19 protein-coding genes are annotated in these 21,885 nt (G+C 73.4%); 8 read left to right on the top strand and 11 right to left on the bottom strand.

Features of this window, described 5'->3' with window-relative positions:
- Positions 1-69: 69 nt before the first annotated feature.
- A complete protein-coding gene (locus tag ACFYSC_RS29395) occupies positions 70-468 on the bottom strand; it encodes a PPOX class F420-dependent oxidoreductase (protein ID WP_389968140.1) in 399 nt (132 codons plus the stop codon).
- 346 nt (positions 469-814) lie between these two features.
- On the opposite strand from ACFYSC_RS29395, the gene hypF reads away from it, so the two are divergent.
- The gene (hypF, locus tag ACFYSC_RS29390; protein WP_389968138.1) at positions 815-3,253 is read left to right on the top strand and encodes a carbamoyltransferase HypF; all 2,439 of its coding nucleotides are present in this window, start codon (positions 815-817) and stop codon (positions 3,251-3,253) included.
- Here hypF and ACFYSC_RS29385 read toward each other — a convergent pair whose 3' ends face one another.
- Positions 3,254-4,438, bottom strand: a complete 1,185-nt coding sequence (locus ACFYSC_RS29385; RefSeq protein WP_389968136.1) for an acyl-CoA dehydrogenase family protein — start codon at positions 4,436-4,438, stop codon at positions 3,254-3,256.
- A 119-nt stretch (positions 4,439-4,557) separates the two neighbouring features.
- On the opposite strand from ACFYSC_RS29385, the gene ACFYSC_RS29380 reads away from it, so the two are divergent.
- Positions 4,558-5,847 carry a serine hydrolase domain-containing protein gene (locus ACFYSC_RS29380; protein ID WP_389968134.1) on the top strand — a complete coding sequence of 430 codons (1,290 nt, stop codon included), beginning with the start codon at positions 4,558-4,560 and terminating at the stop codon, positions 5,845-5,847.
- Here the strand turns inward: ACFYSC_RS29380 and ACFYSC_RS29375 are convergent.
- From ACFYSC_RS29375 to ACFYSC_RS29365, 3 genes are all read right to left on the bottom strand, one after another.
- On the bottom strand, positions 5,777-7,309 hold the full coding sequence (locus ACFYSC_RS29375) for an SDR family oxidoreductase (protein ID WP_389968132.1): 1,533 nt from the start codon (positions 7,307-7,309) through the stop codon (positions 5,777-5,779). The genes ACFYSC_RS29380 and ACFYSC_RS29375 overlap by 71 nt on opposite strands.
- Positions 7,310-7,427: 118 nt before the next feature.
- Positions 7,428-8,333, bottom strand: a complete 906-nt coding sequence (locus tag ACFYSC_RS29370; protein ID WP_389968130.1) for a helix-turn-helix domain-containing protein — start codon at positions 8,331-8,333, stop codon at positions 7,428-7,430.
- A 109-nt stretch (positions 8,334-8,442) separates the two neighbouring features.
- Complete coding sequence (locus ACFYSC_RS29365; protein WP_362946186.1) at positions 8,443-8,688, bottom strand: DUF397 domain-containing protein; 246 nt, start codon at positions 8,686-8,688, stop codon at positions 8,443-8,445.
- A 158-nt stretch (positions 8,689-8,846) separates the two neighbouring features.
- Between ACFYSC_RS29365 and ACFYSC_RS29360 the strand changes: the two genes are divergently transcribed.
- On the top strand, positions 8,847-9,422 hold the full coding sequence (locus ACFYSC_RS29360) for an ATP-binding protein (RefSeq protein WP_389968128.1): 576 nt from the start codon (positions 8,847-8,849) through the stop codon (positions 9,420-9,422).
- A gap of 165 nt (positions 9,423-9,587) precedes the next feature.
- On the top strand, positions 9,588-10,406 hold the full coding sequence (locus tag ACFYSC_RS29355) for an SAM-dependent methyltransferase (RefSeq protein ID WP_389968126.1): 819 nt from the start codon (positions 9,588-9,590) through the stop codon (positions 10,404-10,406).
- Positions 10,407-10,540: 134 nt separating this feature from the next.
- On the opposite strand, the gene ACFYSC_RS29350 is transcribed toward ACFYSC_RS29355, so the two are convergent.
- From ACFYSC_RS29350 to ACFYSC_RS29335, 4 genes are all read right to left on the bottom strand, one after another.
- The gene (locus ACFYSC_RS29350) at positions 10,541-12,175 is read right to left on the bottom strand and encodes a RecQ family ATP-dependent DNA helicase (protein WP_389968124.1); all 1,635 of its coding nucleotides are present in this window, start codon (positions 12,173-12,175) and stop codon (positions 10,541-10,543) included.
- 134 nt (positions 12,176-12,309) lie between these two features.
- Positions 12,310-12,993, bottom strand: coding sequence for a fasciclin domain-containing protein (locus tag ACFYSC_RS29345; RefSeq protein ID WP_389968122.1), 684 nt, complete (start codon positions 12,991-12,993; stop codon positions 12,310-12,312).
- 225 nt (positions 12,994-13,218) lie between these two features.
- Positions 13,219-14,454, bottom strand: a complete 1,236-nt coding sequence (locus tag ACFYSC_RS29340; RefSeq protein WP_389968120.1) for an NAD(P)/FAD-dependent oxidoreductase — start codon at positions 14,452-14,454, stop codon at positions 13,219-13,221.
- 192 nt (positions 14,455-14,646) lie between these two features.
- Entirely contained in the window at positions 14,647-15,282 is a 636-nt protein-coding gene (locus ACFYSC_RS29335; protein ID WP_389968118.1) for a hypothetical protein, read from the bottom strand.
- A gap of 18 nt (positions 15,283-15,300) precedes the next feature.
- Between ACFYSC_RS29335 and ACFYSC_RS29330 the strand changes: the two genes are divergently transcribed.
- Both ACFYSC_RS29330 and pgm read left to right on the top strand, forming a co-directional pair.
- Positions 15,301-15,501, top strand: coding sequence for a hypothetical protein (locus tag ACFYSC_RS29330; RefSeq protein WP_362946203.1), 201 nt, complete (start codon positions 15,301-15,303; stop codon positions 15,499-15,501).
- A 49-nt stretch (positions 15,502-15,550) separates the two neighbouring features.
- On the top strand, positions 15,551-17,188 hold the full coding sequence (gene pgm / locus ACFYSC_RS29325) for a phosphoglucomutase (alpha-D-glucose-1,6-bisphosphate-dependent) (RefSeq protein ID WP_389968116.1): 1,638 nt from the start codon (positions 15,551-15,553) through the stop codon (positions 17,186-17,188).
- Between the two features lie 108 nt (positions 17,189-17,296).
- On the opposite strand, the gene ACFYSC_RS29320 is transcribed toward pgm, so the two are convergent.
- Entirely contained in the window at positions 17,297-18,178 is an 882-nt protein-coding gene (locus tag ACFYSC_RS29320) for a diacylglycerol/lipid kinase family protein (RefSeq protein ID WP_389968160.1), read from the bottom strand.
- Positions 18,179-18,267: 89 nt separating this feature from the next.
- Positions 18,268-18,771: a hypothetical protein gene (locus ACFYSC_RS29315; protein WP_389968114.1), complete on the bottom strand. Its 504-nt coding sequence runs from the start codon at positions 18,769-18,771 to the stop codon at positions 18,268-18,270.
- A 383-nt stretch (positions 18,772-19,154) separates the two neighbouring features.
- Between ACFYSC_RS29315 and ACFYSC_RS29310 the strand changes: the two genes are divergently transcribed.
- Positions 19,155-20,393 carry an MFS transporter gene (locus ACFYSC_RS29310; RefSeq protein ID WP_389968112.1) on the top strand — a complete coding sequence of 413 codons (1,239 nt, stop codon included), beginning with the start codon at positions 19,155-19,157 and terminating at the stop codon, positions 20,391-20,393.
- Positions 20,390-21,643, top strand: coding sequence for an FAD-dependent oxidoreductase (locus ACFYSC_RS29305; protein ID WP_389968110.1), 1,254 nt, complete (start codon positions 20,390-20,392; stop codon positions 21,641-21,643). The genes ACFYSC_RS29310 and ACFYSC_RS29305 overlap by 4 nt, the downstream gene beginning before the upstream one ends.
- Positions 21,644-21,885: the final 242 nt, after the last annotated feature.

Raw genomic sequence — 21,885 nt, 5'->3', positions numbered from 1 at the left:
TGCGTTCCTCAGTCCAGACACCGGCGCCCCCTCGCGGGTCCAGACACCGGCGCCCCCGAGCGGGACCGGTCAGCGGCCGCCGCTGTAGACCACCCGCTCGGGCGTCACCCGCACCGTGACCCGCTTCTCGCCCGGCTGCCGGTACGGATAGGTGTCCACACCGAGGTACTTCTTCGCCAGCCGGTCGATGACCCCGTCGGCGCCCTCCTCCTCCATCGTCGCGGCGCCGGACACGCTGACCAGGTGGAAGGCGTCCTCGGGGTCCAGCACGCTCACCGACACCCGGGGATCGGCGCGCAGGTGGCGGTCCTTGGCGCGGCCCAGGGCCGTGTTGAAGATCACGTCATCGCCGTCGACGTCGACCCAGACGACGGTGTTGTGCAGCGATCCGTCGGGCCGGACCGTGGTCACCCAGCCGTGGATCGGCCGCCGGAGCAGTTCCTTGGCGTCCTCGTTCAGCTTTCCCATCGTCAACCCCTGTCTCAATCGGCACTCTGTCATCCTCGAACGTCTTTCCTCCCTTCCCTATGCCCTCTTTTCGGTTTGTCACGAGCATTCGCCTTTACAAAGTAAGACAAGGGCCGAGCCGGGGACGGGCAAGATCGGGAAAAGACTTCCAGCCGGGCGGAGCCGCCACCCCGGGTGCGGGCATCGATCATGTGGCGGGGCCGGCGGGCCGGAGTGAGCGGGCGCACCCGGACGCACCGCCCGGCGGGCGCGGACGGAAGCCGCAGAACGGCCGGGCACCGGAGGCTACGGACGCGCCGGACGGCACTGGACGGCCATGTAAGGCCAGGTACGGCGATGGAGTGCGATGGGCGGCGGGCGGACGGACGGACGGGTCCGGGTGGCGATCCGGGTGGAGGGCACCGTACAGGGGGTGGGTTTCCGCCCCTTCGTGTACGGCCTGGCCACCCGGCTCGGCCTGGACGGGCTGGTCGGCAACGACGAACGCGGGGTGTTCATCGAGGCCGAGGGAGCGCCGGAGCTGGTCGGGGAGTTCACCGCGGCGCTGCGGGACGACGTGCCGCCGCTGGCGGCGGTGGAGCGCGTCGCCGCCGCACCCGTCCCGGTCACCGGCCGGGCCGGGTTCGCCGTCGTGCCCAGCTCCCCGGGCGGGCGGCGCCGGGCGCTCGTCGCCCCGGACGCGGCGACCTGCGCCGACTGCCTGCGCGAGATGGACGACCCGGCCGACCGGCGGTACGGCTACCCGTTCGTCAACTGCACGAACTGCGGGCCCCGCTTCACCATCGTCACCGACCTGCCGTACGACAGGCCGAACACCACGATGGCGGGGTTCGCCATGTGCGGCGACTGCGAGCGGGAGTACCACGACCCGGCCGACCGGCGCTTCCACGCCCAGCCGGTGTGCTGCCCGGCGTGCGGGCCCCGGCTGCGGCTGCTCGGCCCGGACGGCCGCGAATCCGCCCCTCCCCCGAGCGGCCTTCCCGGCCCTCCCGGCCGGGGCGGCTCCCCTCCCCCGCCATTCTCCGCCGTCCCGGACCGAGCCGCCCCCAGCCGGACCTCCTCCGGCGGAGCCGTTCCGGATCAAGCCGTCCCGGATCGGGCCGTCCCGGGCGGAGCCGTCCTGGAGGCGGCCGCCGCGCTGCTCCGTGCAGGGGCGGTGGTCGCGGTCAAGGGCCTGGGCGGATACCACCTGGCCGCGGTGGCCGCGTGCGAACCGGCGGTGGCGGCGCTGCGGGCCCGCAAGCGCCGCGAGGACAAGCCGTTCGCCGTCATGGCGGTGGACCCGGAGGCGGCGCGGCGGCTGTGCGAGGTGGACGAGACGGCCGAGCGGCTGCTCACCGGCGCCTCGCGCCCGATCGTCCTGCTGCCGCGGCGGCCCGGCTCGCGGCTCGCGCCGCCGGTGGCGCCGGGAGACCGGTGGCTGGGCGTCATGCTGCCCTACACCCCCCTGCATCACCTGCTGCTGCGGCGGGTCGGCGAGCCGATCGTGCTGACCAGCGGAAACCTCGGTGACGAGCCGATCGTCTACGACGACGGGGAGGCGGTGGCGCGGCTGGGCGGTGTCGCGGACGCCTTCCTGGTCCATGACCGGCCGATCCGGGCGCGCGCCGACGACTCGGTGGTCCGCGTCTTCCGCGGCGGGCCGCTGCCGATCCGGCGTTCCCGGGGGTACGCGCCGCGCCCGCTGCCCCTCCCCCGGCCGGCCCCGCGGCCCGTGCTCGCCTGCGGTGCGGAGCTGAAGCACACCTTCTGCCTGGCCAGGGGAGGGCAGGCGTTCGTCTCCCCGCATGTCGGGGACCTGGAGAACCACGAGACGTTCCGGTCCTTCACCGAGGGGGCGGACCACCTGCGGCGGCTGCTCGGCGTCACGCCGCGTCTCGTGGCCCACGACCTGCACCCGGAGTACCTGTCCACCAAGTACGCGCTCGCCCTGGAGGACGTCGACCGGACGGGGGTGCAGCACCACCACGCGCACGTGGCGTCCTGCCTGGCCGACAACGGCGTGGCCGGGCCGGTCATCGGGGTGGCCTTCGACGGCCTCGGCTACGGCGCCGACGGGACGCTGTGGGGCGGGGAGTTCCTCGTCGCCTGCCTGACCGGATTCGAACGGGCCGGGCACCTGGCCGCCGTGCCGATGCCGGGGGGCACGGCGGCGGTCCGGCAGCCGTGGCGGATGGCCGCCGTCCACCTCGACGCCGCCTACGCCGGGGACGTCCCCGGCGACCTGGCCGTGGTGCGGCGCAACGCCGGACGCTGGGAGGCGGTGGCCGCGATGGCCCGGCGCGGCGTGAACGCCCCGCTCACCTCCAGCGCGGGCCGGCTGTTCGACGCGGTCGCGGCGCTCGCCGGCGTCCGCGACGTGATCACCTACGAGGGGCAGGCCGCGGCGGGGCTGGAACGGCTGGCCGACGAGGGCGAGCGGGACGGGTACGGCTGCGGCCTGGCCGGCGGGGTGCCGTTCACCGTACCCGGGAGCGAGCTGGTCCTGGCCGCGGCCGAGGACCTGCGGGCGGGCACGGCGGCGGGGACGGTGGCCGCCCGGTTCCACAACGGGCTGGCCGCGGCGGTCGCGGCGGGCTGCGAGCGGCTTCGGGAGGCGCGGGGCCTGGGCACGGTGGCGCTGTCGGGGGGCGTCTTCCAGAACGTCCTGCTGCTGGGACGGACCGTCGCCCTGCTGGAGGACCGCGGCTTCGCCGTCCTGACGCACCGGCGGGTGCCGCCCGGCGACGGCGGGATCAGCCTCGGCCAGGCGGCGGTGGCCGCCGCCCGCGACCGGCTCGGCTGATCAGACGAAGGCGCTGTGGCCGGTGATCGCCTTGCCGACGATGAGGGTGTTCATCTCACGGCTGCCCTCGAAGGAGTAGATCGCCTCGGCGTCGGCGAAGAGCTTGGCGATCTCGTGGTCCAGCACGATGCCGTTGCCGCCGAACAGCTCGCGGGCCCGGGAGACCACTTCGCGCATCCGCGTCGTGGTGAACGCCTTGGCCAGCGCGGCCTGCTCGGGGGTGTCCCGGTCCTCCTCCGCCAGCTGCGCCAGCCGGACGAGCATGCCGAACGACGCGGTGATGTCGGCGAGCATCCGGACCAGCAGGTCCTGGATCATCTGGAAGCCCGCGATGGGGCGGCCGAACTGCACCCGTTCGACGGCGTAGGCGCGGGCCAGCTCGTAGGCGCGCACCGACACGCCCAGGGCCTGCCAGGCGACGTTGCCGCGGGTGCTGCGCAACACCTCGGCGACGTCGCGGAAGTCGTCGACGCGCTGGAGCCGGTTCGCCTCGGGCACCTCGACGCCGGTGAGGGTGATGTCGGCGTTCTGCACCGCGCGCAGGGCGATCTTCCCCTCGATCTTCGAGGTGGTGAGGCCGGGGGTGCCCTTCTCCACGACGAAGCCCTTGACCTGGTCGTCGGCCACGTCGCGGGCCCACACGACGATCAGGTCGGCGAAGGTGCCGTTGCCGATCCACCGCTTGGCGCCGTCGAGGATCCAGCGGTCGCCCTCGCGGCGGGCGGTGGTCCGCATGCCGCCGGCGACGTCGGAGCCGCCCTCGGGCTCGGTGAGCGCGAACGCGCCGATCTTGTTCCACTTGACCATGTCGGGCAGCCAGCGGTGGCGCTGCTCGTCGCTGCCGCCGCCGTCGATGCTGCCCATGGCGAGACCGGTGTGCACGCCGTAGGCGACGGCGAGGGAGGGGTCGACGCGGTTCATCTCCAGTGAGACGAACCCGCTGAACAGCGCCCGTTGCGGGGCCCGGCCGCCGAACTCGGGGTAGCCGTGCCCGGCGAGGCCGAGCTCGGCGAACTTGCCGATGACCTCGAAGGGGAACTCCGACGACTCCCATGCCGCCCGGGCGAGAGGCCGGATCTCACGGTCGAGGTACTCACGGATCTCGGCGAGCCGCGCCCGCTCGGCGTCGGTGAGCAGCTCGGCGAAGCCGAAGAAGTCCGGGTCCGGGTTGGCATGCTTTGTCATATAAATCCCCTTTTCGTTTGTTCCGGGGGTCGATGCCCGGTCCTTTCTGCTGCCCCCGGTTCCGCCGGACAGACCTCGGCGGGGCGAGACGGTGATCACTTTCAGGAAATATCCGTAAGATGCTGATCTTTCTGGAGTGCACCGATCCTGGAGGTCAGAAAGTGACGACGCTCAGCCGCCGGAACCTGCTCAGGGCGGGCGCGGGGGCGCTGCCCGCCCTCGCGCTGGGCGCCCGGCCCGCCCTGGCGGCTCCCCTGCCGGAGGTCACGGTCTCCGGTACCGCCCCCTCCTCGCTGGCCGGGTTCGACAACGTGATGAAGACCTTCGTCAAGGAGCGGGACATCTCCAACGCCCAGCTCGCGATCACCAAGTACGGCAGGCTCGTGCTGGCCCGCGGGTACACCTACTCGGACGGCTCGCACTACGTCCCGCAGACGACGCCGACCTCGCTGTTCCGCATCGCGAGCCTGAGCAAGCACATCACGGCGGCAGCGATCATGCGGCTGGTCCAGGACGGCCGGCTGAGCCTGTCGGCCCCGGTCACCACGCTGCTGGGCCTGTCGGCCGCCGTGGACCCCAGGCTCGCCGAGGTGACCGTGCTGCGCCTGCTGCAGCACCTCGGCGGCTGGGACAGGGACGCCTCGGGCGACCAGCTCTGGCTGGACCACACGATCTCCGCCGCGCTGGACGCGCCGCTGCCGATCGGTCACGACGACATCGTCCGCTACGCCACCGCACGGCCGCTGGACTTCGACCCGGGCTCGAAGATGGTCTACAGCAACTACGGCTACCTGCTGCTCGGCCGGATCGTCGAGAAGGTCTCCGGCACGGACTACGAGTCCTACGTCCGCAAGACGCTGCTCGACCCGGTGGGCGTCACCCGGATGCGGGTCGGCCGCAGCCTGCGGTCGGAGGCGCTGCCGGGTGAGGTGCCCTACGACTCCCAGTACACCCGCAAGACGGTGCTGGACGACTCCGGCACCGTGGTGCCCTACCAGTACGGCGGGTTCAACATGCCCAACCAGGACGCCAACGGCGGCTGGGTGGCCTCGGCGGTGGACCTCGTACGGTTCGCCCGCGTCTTCGACGCCGCCGGGCCGGTGCTGAACTCCACCTCCATCTCGCGGATGTTCGCCAAGCCGGAGATCGGCGTCAGCGGGGACGGCTGGTGGTACGGCGCCGGCTGGTACGTCCGCCAGGTCACCGGCCACCTCAACACCTGGCACTCGGGCGGCATGCCGGGCACCTACACCTACCTCGCCCGGCTGCAGAACGGCTTCAGCTACGCGGCCCTGTTCAACCGGCGGGAGGAGGCGGGCACGCTCGACTACGACGTGCTCAGCCCGCGGATGAACGCCGTGACGGTGACGGGCTGGCCGACGACGGACCTGTTCCCGAAGTACCTCTGAGCGGCGCGCGGGAGGCCGCCTCGGCGGCCCTGGCGACGTTGCGCGGCATGCGGCCGAAGATGACGCTGTGGAAGGGCGAGATCACCCACCAGTACAGGTGCCCGGCCAGGCCCCGGGGATGGAAGATCGCCCGCTGCCGGTAGACCGTCCGGCCCCGGTGGCGGGCGACGCTCAGCTCCAGCCACGCCAGGCCCGGCAGGCGCATCTCGGCGCGCAGCCGCAGCAGGCGGCCGGGCTCGACCTCCTCGACGCGCCAGAAGTCGACCGAGTCCCCGACGCGCAGCCGCCCGGGGTCGCGCCGCCCGCGCCGCAGTCCGACACCGCCGACGAGGCGGTCGAGGAAACCGCGGGCCCGCCAGGCGACCGGCAGGGAGTACCAGCCCGTCTCGCCGCCGATCGCCTCGATCACCGCCCACAGCGCCTCCGGGGAGGCGCCGACCTCACGGGCCCGCCGGTCGGAGTAGAGGCTGCCGCCCGCCCATCCGGGGTCGGTCGGCAGCGGGTCGCTCGGCGCCCCCGGGGTGGAGGCCGAGGACCAGCGGGTGGCGACGTTGGCGTCCCTGACGCGCTGCAGGGCCAGCTCGACGGCCCGGCGGAAGGGGACGAGCCCGCCGGGCGGGTCGGGGACGTGGCGGGCGATGTCGTGCTCGCGGCAGACGGCCTCGTTGCGCAGCGACTCCACCAGCGGGCGGGCGAGGTTCGCCGGGACGGGGGTGACCAGGCCCACCCAGTGGCTGGACAGGCCGGGGCTGAGCATCGGCACCGGGATGATCAGGCGGCGGGTCAGCCCGGCGGCCTCGGCGTAGCCGTTCATCATGTCCGCGTAGGTCAGCACGTCGGGGCCGCCGATGTCGAAGGAGCGGTTCACCTCCCCCTCGGCGCCGGCCCAGGCGACCAGGTAGCGCAGCACGTCCCGGATGGCGATGGGCTGCGTCCTGGTGCGCACCCAGCGCGGCGTCGTCATCACCGGCAGCCGCTCGGTCAGGTAGCGCAACATCTCGAAGGAGGCCGAGCCGGAGCCGATGATGACCGCGGCCCGCAGCACCACCGCCGGCACCGGGGCACGGAGGAGGATCTCCGCGACCTCGGCGCGGGAGCGCATGTGGGGCGAGAGCCCCTCGTCGGACGTGAGGCCGCCGAGGTAGACGACGCGCCGCACCCCCGCCTCACCGGCCGCCTCGGCGAACGTGGCGGCCGCGCGGCGGTCGGCCTCGGCGAAGTCGCCGCCCCCTCCCATGGTGTGGATGAGGTAGTAGGCCACGTCGATCCCGTCGAGCGCCTTCCTCGTGCTCCCGGCGTCGGTGGCGTCGGCCTGGGCGATCTCCACGCGGGAGGCCCAGGGCTGGTCGCGCAGGCTGCCGGCCGTACGGGCCATGCAGCGCACCTCGTGGCCCGCCTCGAGGAGTTCGGGCACCAGCCGCCCGCCGATGTATCCGGTCGCACCGGTGACGAGACATCTCACGCCGATGTCTTCGCGCGGAGAGGGCCGGACGGTTGCCGTCCCGGGCGGTCCGCCCGGGACTCACCGCCGCGGTCCGTTCCGTGGACCCTCGCCGTGGCGAGGGTCCACGGAACGGAGTTCAGAGCTCGTCGCGGATCCGCCTGAGGATCTCGGGGGTGCGCGAGGCCGGCTCGGCCTCGATGCAGAGCCGCTCCATCACCTCGATGTAGCGCTCCACCTCGTCGCGCTTCTCCAGGTAGACCGCGCTGGTGAGCTGCTCCAGGTAGACGATGTCCGGCAGGTCGGGCTGGGCGAAGCGCAGGATGCTGAACGGCCCGCCGGCCGCGGCGTGGCCGCCGACGCTGAACGGCACGATCTGCACCGTCACGTTCGGCAGCTCCAGCGCGGCCAGGATGTGGTCGATCTGGCCGCGCATCACCTCGGCCCCGCCGAGCGGGCGGCGCAGCACGGCCTCGTCCAGCACCGCCCACAGGTGGGGCGGGTCGGAGCCGCGCAGCACCCGCTGGCGCGCCATGCGCAGCCGTACCCGGCGCTCCAGCTCCTCCTCGCCCGCGGAGGGGAAGCCGAGCAGGATCACGGCCCGCGCGTAGTCCTCGCTCTGCAACAGACCGGGCACGAACTGGACCTCGTAGTTGCGGATGCCGGAGGCCGACTCCTCCAGGCCGACGTAGGTCTCGAACCAGTTCGGCAGGACGTCGTTGTAGTTGTGCCACCAGCCGATCTGGTTGGCCCGCTCGACGAGGCCGAGCAGGGGCCGGCGCTCGTCGTCGTCGGTCACGCCGTACAGGGTGAGGAGGTCGGCGACGTCGCGGACCCGGAAGCTCACCCGGCCGAGCTCCATCCGGCTGATCTTCGAGTGGGAGGCGCGGATGGCGTGGCCGGCCCGCTCCAGGGTGATGTCGCGTCCCTCACGGAGCCGGCGCAGCTGGGCGCCGAGCACGATCCGGAGAACCGTGGAACTGCCCCTCGGCGCGGCGATGGAGACGGGAGCGACCGGTTCACCACCGGCGTGAGGTGTGGTCATCTGGCAGTCCTTCGTGCGCGGAACGCGAGCCCCCGCCCACTCTTTGTGGCCGTCGCGAGCCTTCACCGTACTCTGATCACTCGTTCCCAGCCACAGCGAATTTTATTCTTCAACCAATTGTGACAATAAGGTCGTCGAAATCCCCGTTCTTCACTCCTCTGACGAAGGCGTCGAGGTCGTGGCGGGTGTAGACCAGGGCCGGGCCGTCGGGGTCGCGGGAGTTGCGCACGGCGACCGCGCCGCCGGGCAGGGGAGCCAGTTCGACGCAGTTGCCACTGGGGTTGCTGAACCGGCTCTTGCGCCACGCGACTCCGGCCAGCAGGGCCGCCGAGACGCCGTTGAGCTGCTCGTCCATCCTCGCCTCTCACCGGGACCGCAGGGAAGACACGCCTCGATCATAGAGCTTTGTGCAGCTGCACGTGCATCCGTACTTGCTTATGCACAACAATCATGGGCAATATAGCTATTCGCATTGCCCTTGTTACGCGAGCGTCACGCATCCCAAGGTCACAGATGACTGGTTATCCCACGCACCCCGCCCCCTCCCTCCGGGCCGAGCCCGGTGGATGGGAGCGGTGGCTGTCGATCCTCGGCCGCATCCTCCCCCCGGGCGGCCCTCCGCCCTGGTCCGGCGCCGAAGCCCCGGCCGGACAGCTCCGGCTGGCCGCGCGCGGCCTGTCCCACGATCGCTGGGCGGCCCGCACCGCGCGGGAGTTCGCCGCGGCCGCACTGGTGTCCTGGGAGCTCGAGTCCCTCGTCGACGACGCCTCCGTGGTGGTGTCGGAGCTGGTCACCAACGCGGTACGGCACGGGCTGCGGGGAGAGGTCCGCCCCCGGCCGTTCCACGACGTCCGGGTCGTCGTCTGCCACACCGAGCACGCGGTGCTGTGCGCGGTCACCGACCCCCGCGACGAGGGCCCCCTGCTGCGCGAGCCGGACTTCGAGGCCGAGAGCGGCCGCGGCCTGCAGGTCGTGCGGGGAATCTGCGAGACGTGGGGGTGGACTCCGCTGGAGACCAGCGGAAAGGCCGTGTGGGCGTCGTTCACCCTCCCCTCCGGGACCGCCCGGCGCCTGGAGGCATGCCGCTGACCTACCGGGACGGACCTCCGTACCGTGGGGAGGCGTGCCGCCCGGGTTCACCCCCGCACGCCGTGATGCCCTGAAAAATAAGAATTTTTCTCTCTTTGTCCCCTCTCGGACGTCTATCCTTAGTCGTCGGTGTTCTCTACCCTCACAGGCGACGAGGGAGGTGACGTGAGCGACCCGGATCGGCGCCCACCGCCGCGGCTGGACACGAGCACGCCCAACATCGCCCGGATGCTGGACTACATCCTCGGCGGCAAGAACAACTTCGCGGCCGACAGGGAGACCGCCGATCGGATCCTGGCCATCGCCCCGGAGATCAAGACCATGGTCAAGGAGACCGAGGCGTTCCTCGGCCGGGCGGTGCGCCATCTGGTCAAGGAGGGGATCGACCAGTTCCTCGCCCTCGGCTGGGGACTGCCCACCCAGGAGAACGTCCACCAGGTCGCCCGGTCGGTCCTGCCCGGGGTCCGCGTGGTCTACGTCTCCGACGACCCGGTCGTGCTCTCCCACGGCAGGGCGCTGCTGGCCACCGATGACACCACGGCCGTCGTCCGGGGCGACATCCTCCACCAGGACGAGCTGATGGCCGACCCGGAGTTGCTGGCGCTCATCGACCCCGACCGGCCGGTGGCCGTCCTGATCACCAACGCGCTCCAGTTCATCCCCAACGAGGATGATCCGCACAAGAGCGTGGCCCTGCTACGCGACTCACTGGCGACCGGCAGCCACCTCGTCATCGCCCACGCCGTCTTCGACGATCACCCCGAGGTGGCCGACCCGATCACCGACGTCTATCGCAGGGCCCTCAACCGCGACGGCGAGCGTACCGCGCGCACGCGCCGCGAGGTGCTGCGCTTCTTCGACGGCATGGAGCTGGTGGATCCGGGCTTCGTGTACGCCCGCCACTGGCGCCCCGACAACCCGCTCGCCGCGCAGCGACCCACCAGGACCTGGACGATGGCCGGGGTGGCCCGCAAAACGGGCTGACCCGCCCCGGCCGCCCCGCTGCGAGCGCCCCCTCACCCTCCGCGGGCCCCGGTACGGCCCCGCCGCGCCTCCCGCCACGTCCGGGCACGGGCCCGTGTCCGACGCCGCGCCCACGCCCGGCCTGAGCACCGCCGTCAGCAGGCCGCCGTCAGCAGGCCCTCGCGCTCGACCGCCTCCAGGGAGAGGGTCTTGTAGCCGACCTCGTCGAACAGCACGGTGATCCGGTCGCTCTCCCTGCTCATCACCATGCCGTCGCCCCAGGAGCTGTGGCACACCTTGGCGTGCATGGCGAAGGAGTCGCTGGGCCCGGGGCCGGCGGGCGCGCCCTCCCGGCAGGTGTCGCACGCACCGCAGAGGCGCTCGTACGGCTCGCCGAAGTACTCCAGCAGGAACCGGCGGCGGCAGCCGGTCGTCTCGGCGTAGCCGCGCATCATGTCGATGCGGGACTCGTCGATGCGGCGGCGGGTGTCGTCGATCTCGACGGCCTGCGCCGTCGCCTCCTTCGGCGCAGGCCCGCCGGGGACGGCGCGCACGTCGCCTTCGACCGTCACCTTGACCGCGCCGACCTTCTCCAGCAGGTTCACCACCCGGGTGAGCCGGGTGGGGCTGACGTCCAGCACGGCGCGCAGCTCGCCCGCCGGAACGGCGCCGCCGTGCCCGCCGACCAGCGTGGCGGCCCGCAGCAGCAGTTCCTCGTCGGCCCGGCCTCCGGCGAAGAAGCGTCGCAGGCCCAGGTCCTCCGGCCGGTAGAACAGCACGGCGGAGGCCGGCTCGCCGTCCCGCCCGGCGCGGCCGATCTCCTGGTAGTAGGAGTCGGGGGACTCCGGCGGGGCGGCGTGCAGCACGTAGCGCACGTCGGGCTTGTCGATCCCCATGCCGAACGCCGAGGTCGCCACGACGACGTCGACCTCGCCGTCGCGGAACAGGTCGTGCACCCGCTTGCGCTCGGCCGCCTTCAACCCCGCGTGGTACGCCTCGACCCGGCGGCCCCGCTCACGCAGCCCGTCGGCGTACTCCTCGGTGGCGCGGCGGGTGGCGACGTAGACCAGCCCGACGCCCTCGCGGGAGGCGGCGTCCTCCACCAGCGCCCGCCGCAGGTCCTCGGCGGTGACGAAGCGGCGGACCTCCAGGTCGATGTTGGGCCTGTCGAAGCCCCGCACGATCCGGTGGACGTCCTTCAGGCCCAGCGTCCGGACGATCTCCTCCTGGACCGACGGGGTGGCCGTGGCGGTCAGCGCCGCCACGGGCGGATGGCCGAGGGCCTCGATCACCCGCCCCAGGCCCAGATAGTCGGGGCGGAAGTCGTGTCCCCACGCCGACACGCAGTGGGCCTCGTCGATGGCGATCAGTGAGGGACGGGCCTCGCGGAGCCGCTCGATCGTCTCGGGCTTGGCGAGCTGCTCCGGGGACAGGAACAGGAACTCCGCCGAGCCCGTGCGGATCGCCTCGAAGGAGGCCTCTCCGTCGGACCGCGTGGAGTTGACGGCGACCGCCCCGGCGGCGCCGGCCTCCCGCAGCCCGGCCACCTGGTCGCGCTGCAGGGCGATCAGCGGTGACACCACCACCGTCGGACCGTCGATGAGCAGCGCGGGGACCTGGTAGACGGCCGACTTTCCCGCCCCGGTGGGCATGACCACCAGCGCGTCCCCGCCGTCCATCAGGTGGCACATGGCCTCCGGCTGCCCGGGACGCAGGTCGTCCCATCCGAAGGCCTCGCGGGCGGCCTCCCGCAGCCGCCGCGCCACCCGGCCGGATCCGCCCTTGCTCATACGGCTCTCCCGTCTGTGTTCGAATACCCCGCCCGTGCCCACGGACGGGCGGGGTAGTCCTCGACGAGGAGACGAAGAGAAGGGCCGGCGGGGCACGGCCGGGGGCGCCCGTCACGGGGCCCCCGCCCGGCCGCTCAGCTCGGCGACGCCGAGGCCGAAGCCGAGGCCGAGGCCCCCGCCTCGGGCATCAGGACCGAGTCGACGAGGTAGACGGTGGCGTTGGACGTCTGGATGTTGCCGCAGAGGATCTTGGCGTCGTTGACGGTGTAGTCCTCACCGGAACCCGTGACGTTCAGCGTGCCGCCGCCCACGGTGGTCAGCGTCCCACCGGCGAGGTCGGCCTGGCTCTTGCGACCCTCGACGATGTGGTTCTGGATGATCTTGCTGAGCTGTTCCTTGTCCTCCAGGACCTTGGCCAGGGCCTCCTTCGGGATCTTGGCGAAGGCGTCGTTGACGGGCGCGAACACGGTGATGTCCTGGGCGGACTTCAGCTGGTCGGTCAGCCCGGCGGCCTCGACGGCCTTGGCGAGCGTGGACAGCTGGGGAATGTCCTTCAGGGCCTGGTCGAGCGGCTTGCCCGCCAGGTCGGCCGGGCTGCCCGGCCCCTCCGCCGGCAGCTGGGAGCACCCGGGACCGAACGGCTTGCCCGCCTCACCGGCCGACGGCGAGCCGGACATCTCGGAGGGGCCGGGGGAGGTCATGTCCGAAGGGCCGGGGCTGGGCGTGTTGAGGAAGGAGGCCGCGGTGACGGCCTGCGCCGCCGGGGCCGCCGCCAGGGTGAGGGCCGCCAGTGCCGCGGCGAGAAGAGACTTCTTCACGGTGATCTCCTTGTCGGACGGTTGAGTCCTCCGGGATCCGGTCGGGCGGGCCCGAAGGTGCCCATCGTTCTCTTCGCTGATCGATTCCCCTCGAATTTGCCGATAAATACCGCATAAGGTGACTCTTGACCACATATCTCCCTAAATGATCAGTTGAGGCTGTGGCCATGGTGTGTCGCCGTACCGGGGGGTGGACGGTCCCGACGCTCCGCGCACGGGCGGGGGTCAGGCGGTGAGCCCGGTCAGGTCGGCCAGTACGGCGTCGGCCGCGCGGCGGCCGGAGACCAGCGCGCCCTGGATGGACCCGGTGTCGCGGTGGTCGCCGCACACGTACCGGCCGGGTGCGAGGCGGACGGACCGGCGCAGCGGGAAGGGCGGCGGCATCGCGGGCAGCGCGGCGCGGACCGGGTACGTCGCGAGGTGCTCCCAGGAGGAGGTGTCGGCGGCGTAGACCTCGGCCAGCCGCGCCCGGACCCGCGGCTCGTCGTCGGCGGACAGCACGCCGAGCACCGAGGTGGAGACCAGCGCGCGGCCGTCGCCCGAGTAGGCGGGCGCGGCGTCGCTGACGACGATGGTGTCGGTGACCTGCCCCTCGGCGTCGATGACCTGGGTGGGCTCGCCGAGCGGGGAGCGCGGGGCGGCGTGGTAGAAGGTCGTCACCGACCGCATCTCCGGCTCCCGCAGGCCGGGGACCAGGCGGGCCGCCGTCGCCGGGTCGGTGGCCACCACCACCGCGCGGGCCGGGATCTCCGCCCCCTCCGCGGTCTCCACCCCCTCGCCGGTGACCGCGGCGACCGGGGTGCCGAGGAGCACCGCGCCGTCCGGGAGGCGGCCGGCGAGCTGCGCCGGGATCCGTCCCATGCCGAGCGCGGGCAGCCCGATCGTGCCGCGGGCGAAGGATCGCCACAGCAGGTGGAAGAAGCGGCTGGAGGTCTCCAGTTCCCGCTCCAGCACGACGCCCGCCAGGAAGGGGCGGAACAGCTTCTCCACCATCTCCGGGGAGACGCCCCGGCGCCTCAGCTCCTCCTCGGTGGTGCGTTCGGCTCCGCCGCGCAGCACACTCGCGGGAAGGGCGATGTCGCGCGCGGTCAGCGCGGCCAGCGCCGCCTTGTCGCGGAGCGACCCCACCGCCGCCAGGACCCCGCTGAGCGCGTGCCCGGGGTGCCGCCAGGGCAGCATGATCCGTTCCCGCCGCCCGGCGTCGAAGACGATCAGTCCCGAGGAGAACGGGCGGACGTCCAGGGCGCCGATGTCCAGGACCCGCCGGGCCTCGGGATAGGCCGTGTTGAACACCTGGAAGCCGCGGTCCAGCCGGAAGCCGTCCACGACGTCCGTGCGCACCCGGCCGCCCGCCTCGTCCTCCGCCTCGACGACGCGGACCGGCACCCCGGCCGCGTGCAGCCGGACCGCGCACGCGAGGCCCGCGAGGCCCGCGCCGACCACGACCACCGTCTCTGGCATGTGCGTCCCCCTTCGCCTTCGGGCGGCGCCGTACGGCCCCGCCCGGCTCGCGGGGCGGCGGATCCGCCCCATCGTGCCTTCGGCGGCCGGGACGCCGGGGGTTGCGTCCGGGCCGCGGCGCCCCGCCCCGCCCGGCCGGCGCCGGACCCGGGAACCGGGTTCCGGACGGCCGCCCGCGCGGGGCCGCACGGCTTAGGCGAGCCGTACCGTGATCTCCCCGCCGAGCTGGAAGCCGCCGGTCAGCTCCAGGTCGTCGCCGCTCCAGAAGCGGCCGGGGTCGTACCAGTGGGGCCGGCGCCCGGCCGGGAGCAGGCCCATCTCCTCGTAGGTGACGGCGACGACCTCCGCGCAGTAGGCGCTCTCCAGGGCGTTCTCGGCCGCGCCGCGCCGCAGGATCCGCGGCGCCCGTCCGCGCAGCCAGCGCCCGGCGAGCCGGGCCGTGGAGGGGAACGGCGTGCCGTCCAGCCGGGAGATGACGCGCAGCACCGCGTCCTCCATCCCGGCGGTGACCTCGGGTTCGAGCTGGCGCAGCCAGCCGCGCTGGCCGTACCGGGTGGCCCAGACGCGGACCGCGTCGCGCAGGTCGTGCAGCTGGACGCCGCGCTGGTGGGTGCCGGACCACAGGTCGGGCAGCGACCTGCCCAGCTCCGCGTGCCACATCAGGGGAGGCATGTCCTCGATGACGACGGACATGCCGACGTGGTTGACGGGGCTGTTCGTCACCGTCTGGATGGCCCGGTCGGGCACGCTGCGGCCCCGGAACAGCCACACGTCGCCGGTGCGGGTCAGGTTGACCGCCTCGTCGAGGCTGACGCTTTTGCCGATCACGGGAAGTAGCCTAGGCACATGCGGTTGTGGAAGATAGTCGGCCTGGCCGGGATCGCGGGTGTCGCGGCGACCGGGGCGGTGGTGGCGCGGGCCGAGCGGCGGCGACGCTCCTACACGCCGGAGGAGATCCGGGCCCGGCTCCGGGCACGCCTGGAGGAGATCGAAGGGGGCACCGGAGCGGGCGTCGAAGGGGGCGGTGAGCCGCCGATCCGCGGGTAAGTACCGTTGGCCTCGGCGAAGCGGCCCTGGTGAGGTGAGGAGACTTCTTATGACGCACGAGCGCGCGGGCAAGCCCGCCCAGCCGTCCGACCTGGTCGACGTGGCCCGGCTGGTGACCGCCTACTACTCCCTGCGGCCCGACCCCGACGAGGTGGGGCAGCGGGTGGCGTTCGGGACCTCCGGCCACCGCGGCTCCTCGCTGAGGACGGCCTTCAACGAGGACCACATCCTCGCCACCAGCCAGGCCATCGTGGAGTACCGGGCGGAGCAGGGCATCGACGGCCCGCTGTTCCTCGGGGCCGACAGCCACGCGCTGTCGGAGCCGGCGCGGGTGTCGGCGCTCGAGGTCTTCGCCGCCAACGGGGTGCGGGTCCTGATCGACGACCGCGACGGCTACACCCCGACCCCGGCGGTCTCCCACGCGATCCTCACCCACAACCGGGGCCGTACGGCGGGCCTCGCCGACGGCGTGGTGGTGACGCCCTCGCACAACCCGCCCTCCGACGGCGGCTTCAAGTACAACCCGCCGAACGGCGGTCCCGCCGACACCGACGCCACCTCCTGGATCCAGGACCGCGCCAACACCCTCATCAGGGAGGGGCTGAAGGGCGTGCGGCGCGTCCCCTACACCAGGGCGCTGGCCGCCGACACGACCGGGCGGCACGACTTCCTGGGCGCCTACGTCGACGACCTGCCCTCGGTGCTGGACATCGACGCGATCCGGTCGGCCGGGGTGCGGATCGGCGCCGACCCGCTGGGCGGGGCGAGCGTCGCCTACTGGGGGGAGATCGCCGAGCGGCACCGGCTGGACCTGACGGTGGTCAACCCGCTGACCGACCCGACGTGGCGGTTCATGACCCTCGACTGGGACGGCAAGATCCGGATGGACTGCTCGTCGCCGTACGCGATGGCCTCGCTGATCGAGAACCGCGAGGCGTACGACGTCTCCACCGGCAACGACGCCGACGCCGACCGGCACGGCATCGTCACCCCCGACGGCGGCCTGATGAACCCCAACCACTACCTCGCCGTGGCGATCTCCTACCTCTACTCCCACCGGCCGGACTGGCCGGCCGGCGCCGGGGTGGGCAAGACGCTGGTGAGCAGCGGCATGATCGACCGGGTGGCCGCCGACCTCGGCCGGCGCCTGGTCGAGGTGCCGGTCGGGTTCAAGTGGTTCGTGCCGGGGCTGCTGGACGGCTCCCTCGGCTTCGGCGGCGAGGAGAGCGCCGGGGCGTCGTTCCTGCGCCGCGACGGCGGGGTGTGGACCACCGACAAGGACGGGATCATCCTGGCGCTGCTGGCCTCGGAGATCATCGCCACCACCGGCCGCTCGCCGAGCGAGCACTACGCCGCGCTGACCGGAAGGTTCGGCGACCCCGCCTACGCCCGGGTGGACGCCCCCGCCTCCCGCGAGGAGAAGGCGATCCTGTCCCGGCTCTCGGCCGGCCAGGTCACCGCCGGCACCCTGGCCGGCGAGCCGATCAGGGAGGTGCTCACCAGCGCGCCCGGCAACGACGCCCCGCTGGGCGGGGTCAAGGTCGTCACCGAAAGCGCCTGGTTCGCCGCCCGGCCCTCCGGCACCGAGGACGTCTACAAGATCTACGCCGAGTCCTTCGAGGGGCCCGAGCACCTCGCCCGGGTGCAGGAGGCCGCCCGGGACCTTGTCTCGCAGGCCCTGAAGTAAGGCACTCCCGAGGCCGCTCCCGAGGCCGCTCCCGAGGCGGCCTCCGGGGTCACGGCCGGGGCGCTCCCGGGACCGCTTCCAGGGCCGCGGCCGGGGCGCCCTCCGGAGTCACGGCTGCGTGAACATGCGCCAGGCGGCGGGGACGACCTTCCAGTGCCGCCTGGCCGCCGGGCCGGTCAGCTCCCCGTCGGCGTTCGCCGGCGCGGGCTCCCCTTCGACCGCCACGTCGCGGCCCCGGGCGGTGACGACGTCCCGCAGCTCCGGATGGCGGCCGCCGCGCAGCCGCAACGCGTAGACGAGCCGCCGCACCGGCCCGGTGGTCAGCGCCACGACGACGTCCACCATGCCGTCGTCGGGCCTGGCCTTCGGGGTCAGCGGGGTGCCGCCGCCGATGGTGACGCCGTTGCCGACGCCGAGCATGAGCACCCGCCGGTCGGTGAGGGTCCGGTCGTCCACGGTCACGCGCAGCCGCCAGCCGGTGCTCCGCGCGCCCGCGAGCAGCGCGCCGACGGCGTAGGCGAGTTTTCCGAGGCCGGGCTTGAGCGGCGTGGCCCGCTCGGACGCCTCCGCCCCGACGCCGAGGTGCACCGCGTTGACGACGATGCCGCCCTCGTCGTCCACCAGCAGGTCGAGGGGTCGCGGCCGGCCGGCGAGCACGACGCGGGCGGCCGCCTCCGGGTCCAGCGGGATGCCCAGCCCGCGGGCGAAGTCGTTGCCGGTGCCCATGGGGACCAGTCCCACGACGCGGGAGTCCAGCTCGCCGCGCCGGTGCAGGGCGGCGACCGTCACGTGCAGTGATCCGTCGCCGCCCATCACGACCACGTCCCGGCCGGGGTGGGCGTCGAGCGCCTCGTCGAGGTCCCCCTCCCCCTCGCCCGCCGTGACCTCGACGACGTCGGCCCCGGCGCGCAGCGTCTTCAGCGCCGCGTCGCGCGCGGCGTCGTCGGCGCTCCCCGCTCCCCCGTTGCAGACCGCCAGCAGTTCCGCCATGCCGTTCACTCCCGTTCCCCTGCCGCGCTCCCGCGCTCCCGTGCCTCGTCTCCCCGGTCACTGCCCGCGACGGGCGCGGTCACGCGGGGTCAGCCCGCCCTCCACCAGCGGACCGCCGTCCAGCCCCCCGCTGCGATGGCGAACAGCCCGCCGAGGCCGTAGGCCCAGGCGATCGCCGTCTCCGACAGGTAGCCGTTGCCCGCGATGAGCACCGCCATGATCACCACGCTCAGCATGCCCACGCCCAGCCCGGCGATCAGGGCGAGCAGGAACGCCTTGAGCAGGCGGACCGGCAGGCGGTCACCGCGGGGCGGCGCCAGGACCGCCACCAGCCGCCGGACGACGAGCTCGGGGTCGTCGTCCACCCGGCCGGCGGCGAACTGGGTGGGCATCCGGCCGCGTTCCGGCTCGCTCAGGTAGATCCACCGGCTGTCGTCCAGGAAGACCGCCGCGTCGGCGGAGCCCGGCAGGCGCAGCGACAGGAAGGGGGTGCCCTCGGGGAACTCCCTGCGGTCGTGCCGGACGACGGGCGCGGTGGCGTCGAACGCCTCGCTCAGCGCCCGCAGTGCCCGCTCCTCGATCAGGTCGCCCATGGCACTCTCCCCCCTCCCCCGTATGTCCATGGTTTCGTACTGCGGGGCGGAGCGGTTGCCGGGCCCCGGGTTCGGGGTCCCCCGCCCGGGTTCCCGGGCGCTCCCGGCCCGGCCGTCCGCTTCGGGCCCCGGATGTTCCCGGCCGTGCACCCGCCCCGGATGTTCCCGGCCATGTGCCCGCCCCGGATGCGGATGCTTCCGGCCAGGGGGGCTGCCTCGGGTTCCGGGACCGTCACCGCGTCGACCCGGGGTTTTGTTCCTCATAGAAGAAACTCGCGATGACCTTTCCTCACCGCGCTACGCAAGCAGTAACGTGAGCCCACTCCCACCGTTTGGCCGGTATCGACCCCCGTATCCGGTCAGCCGGCGTCGAAAGGGCTTTCATGAGCGTTCGCACCATGCCGCGCCGGGACGCGGCCGGTACCTCGTCCCCGTACCGCTGGACCGTCCTGCTGCTGTGCTGGGCGTCATTCACCATGACCTCCCTCGACCGGTCCACCTGGGGTCCCGCCTCAGCCTCGGTCGGCGAGGCGCTGGGGGTGTCCCTGGCCGGTCTCGGCGTCTTCGCGACCGCCTACTACGTCGGCTACGTCATCTCCAACGCCGGGGGCGGCTTCCTCACCGACTGGCTGGGCGCCCGGAACATCCTCTCCGGGTCGCTGTTCGTGGCCGGCGCGTTCATGGTGCTGTTCGGCTCCAGCCCCTCCGCCGGGGCCGGCATCGCCTTCCAGGCGCTCATCGGCCTGTTCGCCGGGGCGGACTACGCGGCGGGGGTCAAGCTCATCGCGGTGTGGTTCACCCCGCAGGGCAGGGGGCTGGCCATGGGGGTGTTCATGACGGCCACCTCGCTGGGCACCGTGATCGCCAACGCCGTCGTGCCGAGGCTGATCCGGTCGAGCGGCTGGGAGACCTCGTACCACGTGTTCGGCGTGGTCTCGATGGTGCTGGCCGTGATCTGCTTCCTGCTCCTGCGCCGCCGCGCTCCCGAAGGCGGAGGCGAGGGGAACCCGGCGGCCGGGGAGGGTCCGCGCAAGCCGGACGTGCGCCCGCTGGTGGGCAACCGCGACCTGCTCCTGCTCGGCCTGGCCGGCTTCGGCGGCCTGTGGGGCACCTACGGCTTCATCACCTGGTCGAACACGCTGATGGTGAAGGGCAACGGCGTCGACCCGGTGACCGCCGGGACCGTGGTGGTGGTCTTCGCCATCGTGGCCGTCGTCAGCAAGCCGCTGGTCGGCCTGGTGACCGACCTCATCGGCCGGGGCCGCAGGATCCCGTCCATCGCCGTCCTGCTGTTCTTCGTGGCCGCGCTGCTGGTCTTCGGCTCCATGAGCACCCCGCTGCAGTTCCTCATCGTGGCGCCCTTCCTCGGGATCGGCGCCTACCTCTACAGCCCCCTCATGGTCGCCATGATCCCCGAACTGTCCGGCAGCCGCCTGGCCGGCTCCGCGGCGGGGGCGACCAACGCGGTCTGGCAGCTCGGCAGCGTCATCGTCCCCGTCGTCATCGGCGCGATCTTCCAGGCGACGGGCTCGTTCTTCGCGGCGTTCGCCGCCCTCGCGGTCGGCCCGCTCGTCGGCGCGATCCTCATGTTCTTCGTCCGCGAACCCGGAAAGGCGGCATGACCCAGATGACCGAGCACTACGACGTGATCGTCGCGGGCGGCGGATCCGGCGGGGTCGCCGCCGCCGTGGGCGCCGCCCGCACCGGGGCGCGCACGCTCCTCGTCGAGCGCGGCCCGTGCCTGGGCGGCGCCGCCACCCTGCGCAACGTGCTCACCTACTGCGGCCTGTACACGCGGGCGGAGCCGTACCGGCAGGTGGTGTACGGCGTGGCCGAGGAGGTCATGGCCGGCCTGCGCGCGGAGGACGCCGTCACCGGGCCGCAGAGGTTCACCGCCGTGGCCGTCGTCTTCGACCCGGAGACCGTCAAGCGGGTGCTCGACGACGTGTGCGTCGGCGCGGGCGCGGAACCGCGGCTGCACAGCACGCTGCTGGACGCCCGGCGGGAGGACGGCCGGATCGTTTCGGCCCTGGTCGCCGACCACTCGGGCGTCCACGAGATCACCGCGGACGCGTTCGTGGACGCCACCGGCGAGGCCGACCTCGCCACCCGCGCCGGAGCCGGGGTCCGCTACGGCTCCGGCGGCATGGTCCAGAACGGCTCCCTCGGCGTCCGTTTCGGCGGGGTGCCCGCCGACGCCCCGGTCACCAGGGAGACGGTCCGCGAGGCCGTCCGCGCCGCCCGGGAACGCGGGGTGGGGCCCCTGCTGGCCGAGCAGGGACTGGTCGCCCGCCTGCCGGTCTCCGGCGACGTCATCGCCTACCTGGTCGACGAGGCCTACGACGCCCGCGACGCGCGTGACACCAGCCGGGCCGAGGTCTCCGCGCGCGAGCAGTCGCGGGCCTACCTGGAGGTGATCCGCTCCCTGCCGGGCTGCTCGGGCGCCTACATCGTCAGCACCGGTCCCGAGCTGGGCACCCGTGAGTCGCGGCACGTGGAGGCCCGCTACCGGATGACGGACGACGACGTGCTCGGCGCGGGCCGGTTCGACGACGCCGTCGCGCTCGGCGCCTGGCCGGTGGAGTACCACCCGGGACCGGGCGTGCCGTCGGAGTGGCGGTTCATCGAGGGCGACGGATACTACGAGATCCCGTTCGGGGCGGTGTGCAGCGCCGACACCGGGAACCTCTTCGCGGCCGGCCGCAACCTCGACGGCGACCGGCTGGCCGGGGGGTCGCTGCGGGTCATGGGCACCGCGTTCGCGACCGGCCACGCCGCGGGGATCGCCGCCGCGCTGACGGCGGACCGGGGCGGGGCCGACGGGCCGGCCGTACGGGCCGAACTGCTCCGCCAGGACGCCTTCCTGCCCTGACACGCCCGGGGCGGCCGTTCGGGGGCACGGCCGTCCCCGTCCCCGTGTCCGGGAGACCCGGGCACGGCCCCTCCGGGCTCCGAAGGACCCGGTCCGGAGAAGAAAGCCTGAAGCAGAGGGGGTCCGGGGGGCCGCGGCGGCGCCCCCCCCCCCCCGGGGGGCCGGGGTGGGGGCCCGGCCGGGGCCATCGGGGCCCGGCGGGGGCCGGCCCCGGGCACCCCGCCCACGGGGCGGGGGCGGCC

This window comes from Streptosporangium sp. NPDC004379, from assembly GCF_042873875.1.
In the GTDB taxonomy this organism is placed as follows: domain Bacteria; phylum Actinomycetota; class Actinomycetes; order Streptosporangiales; family Streptosporangiaceae; genus Streptosporangium.
The sequence above is the reverse complement of the archived record's forward strand: the minus strand, read 5'-3'. Positions and strand labels throughout refer to the sequence as shown.